We start from the raw sequence: 3,210 nt of genomic DNA, 5'->3' as shown, positions 1-3,210 counted from the left end.
GAGGCAGTTGAAAAAACCCTCACTGTAACCGTAATCAACCCTAACACGGTCAATACTAATGCGGCTAAATTACCTTCTGTCGAAGACGATAATACCAAAGCGACTGCCAGAGCCGTGCGCAAAGAAAGCAAAACTTCCAGTAAAGCCTTACTTGCTAAAACTGGAAAAACATTGAGAGCACGCCTATCGCATATTCGTTATAAAAACCAGCAAAAGAGCAGTTTTAGCGCCAATGGTTTTGTAAGTGGCATTCAGGTCAGTTTTGCCGATAGTCAAACCAACAGCTTTATCAATCGTGTACTCAGTGCCAACGGGCTGAGTAATGTCATCCCCATCTCCAGCCGCAAGGTTGAGCGTTGGGATATTTGGACGAAAGCCAAAGTGGTGATTGGTAAAAGCAACGGGTCAGGTGCAAATAAGACCAAGTTTAATCTTAAATCCCTCAATATAGGTATGGACAGACGCATAGCCCAAGATAAAATTATCGGCTTTGCCCTTGGCTTAGGCAAGCAAGATCGCACTGCCACAGGCAGTGATTTCTCAGGCGATATAGATACCACGCAATACACTCTCTCTAGTTACGGTGCGTTAGAACTCAGTAACAAAGGCAGTATTGAAGCCGTACTAGGCGTCGCCAAAGCCACGCACGACATCAGCAACAGCGCCGACCAAGACAACAGTAATGGATTTTTTGCCAGCATTGCTTACCGTGCGGATTTACAAACTCAGAGTGTTGATTTATCGCCTTTCATTCGCTACGACATCAACCGTATTAAGATGAAAGCGAATGACATACTTACCAGCAGCGAGACTAACACCGACGAGGCAATTGCCCTTGGTATTGACATCAGTAAGACAGCGAACTACAAAGAAGGACAGCTCACTCGCTTTGTGAGCTTAGAATACAAATCCGACCTTCGTCGTGATGGCAACGATTACCTTAGCAAAAATGCCGAGCAAGAAGTGAGCGTAAAACTAGGGCTGGATTATCAGCAAGACGACATCATCACTTCTGTGAGTTATGAACGCATTCAATCAACTAACAATAAAGCCCATAGTAATGGTATTGAAGGCACTATTCGATGGAAGTTTTAATGAGTTTATAAAAAGGATATTGAGAAAAAAGAAAATTTTGCTGATGAGGTAATGGCTCAGGTTAAAGGTTAATTCTTTTGCCTCGTCTTTTTACTTTATTGGTGTTAATTAATTATTAGGAGGATTTACCATGAAAATTATTAAACTATTTGTTATACACATACTGTTGTTATCATCGTTCCAGACATTTGCAGCATTTTTTATTACCACGCCTAATGTTTCTACGCCTGAAAATAGAGATAAGGTGATTAAGCTTACCGTTAACACAGGCAAGAGAGATGCACCTAGTTTTCGTATTCTGGATGGTGCAGATAACGATTGGTTTGATATAGATGACGATGAATTAACTTTCAAAGCCACGGCTTTTAGAGCCCAAAAAGATAATATGCATAATACTTATCATGTTGATATTGTGTCCGACAAGCTAGTAAATGTGGGTACTCCCAATGAGCCCAAATTCAAATTCGAGATGACGCCTGTCAAAACCATTGCTGTAACCGTAACCAAGATTAACCTTAATGATGGGGGATTTCATATTACCACGGCGGCTAATGTTGATACGCTTGAAAAAACAAACAAGGTGATTAGGCTTACCACCGCTTCCCTGGGGAAAGCCAATTCGCTCTACTCGCTAGTAGGTTTTGCTATTTTGCCTAGTGCAGATAACGATAAGTTTACTTTAAACGGTAGTGAGTTAACCTTCAAAGCCACGGATTTTAAAGCCCAAAATAATACTTATCGTGTTAATATCAAAGCCACCTGGATGAGCCAAATGTCCAATAACGACTTCAGGACGGATGTAAAAACCCTCACTGTAACCGTACATAATGGGGAACTTCATATTACCACGGCTGATACTTTTTTTGAGAATGAAAACACGGTTATATCGATTAGGCTTACTGTCGACAGAAGTGGTGGGGCAAAATTTGCTATTACTGGTGGTGAAAAGGATAGATTCACATTTCATCGTGACGGATTTGGTGGCGACATACTTCTCTTTGAAGGCGGTGACTTTGAAACCAAAGCCATCTACTCGGTGGAAATTACTGCCATTAGAGAAGACTTGGGCCTAGTCGCCAAAAAAACCATCACTGTTGAGATTTACGACCTAGACGATGAGCCCCCGACCAATGTCCAGATCAACGGTGCCGCCGTTATCGATGGTCAGGTCATTCTTGCCAATGACAAGGATGCCGGCTTTTTGATTGGTACTCTCAGTGCTACCGATCCAGATACTAATGGTAATGCCTTTACTTTTACCACCGACAGCGATGATTTTAAAATCGTCAACGGTAATGAAATCAAAACTAAGTATGCCATCACTGATATTAGAGATATACCTATCATCGTCACTGTTAGTGATGGCAATAATTGGCATAGGACTAACCACCTTTCTATCCAAGTTGTAGATGCAAAAGAAATAGGCACGCTTAAGATTACCAACACGGGCAATGTTTCTGTGTCTAAAAACAAACAAAAGGAGATTGGTCTTACTGCCAACAAAGGAGGAGTAAATTTTTCTATTACCGGTGGCACAAAGAAAGATAAGGCTAAATTCAGTCTGAGTGACGCTAAACTTATCTTTAATGCCACCAACTTTAAAGACGGTGATAATAACACTTATCGCGTTGATATTACAGCCACCAGAGGCAGTGGCAGTGGTCGTGAGACGGCTACACAAACCCTTATTGTAACCGTATATGATTTAATAGAGGATCCAACCACAGGGGGTTCAGCGAAATCCGATAATGCCAAAGTGACTGCCCAAGCCGTGCGTAAAGAAAGCAAATCTGCCAGTAAACTCTTACTCTCTAAAGTCGGAAGAACATTGATGGGGCGCCTATCGTATATTCGTCATAAAAACAAGCAAGAAAGCAGTTTTAGTGCCAATGATTTTGTGAATGGCATTCAGGTTAGTTTTGCCGATAGCCAAACCAACAGCCTTATCAATCGTGTGCTCAGTGCCAACGGGCTGAGCAATGTCATCCCCACCTCCAGCCGTAAGGTTGAGCGTTGGGATACTTGGACGAATGCTAAAGTGGTGATTGGTAAAAGCAATGGGTCAGGTGCAAATAAGACTGAGTTTAATCTTAAATCCCTTAATATAGGTATGGA

At 41.9% G+C, this 3,210-nt stretch carries 2 protein-coding genes; both read left to right on the top strand.

The window, feature by feature from the left end:
• Nucleotides 1–1,095: autotransporter outer membrane beta-barrel domain-containing protein (locus BBROOKSOX_RS09685; protein WP_139661470.1), on the top strand; the 1,095-nt coding region annotated here is incomplete at its 5' end.
• Nucleotides 1,096–1,225: 130 nt separating this feature from the next.
• Nucleotides 1,226–3,210: cadherin repeat domain-containing protein (locus BBROOKSOX_RS09680; protein WP_139661467.1), on the top strand; the 1,985-nt coding region annotated here is incomplete at its 3' end.

The organism is bacterium endosymbiont of Bathymodiolus sp. 5 South (assembly GCF_900128535.1).
Classification (GTDB): domain Bacteria; phylum Pseudomonadota; class Gammaproteobacteria; order PS1; family Pseudothioglobaceae; genus Thiodubiliella.
Note: the sequence above shows the minus strand (reverse complement) of the source record. Positions and strands in the feature narration are given on the sequence as shown.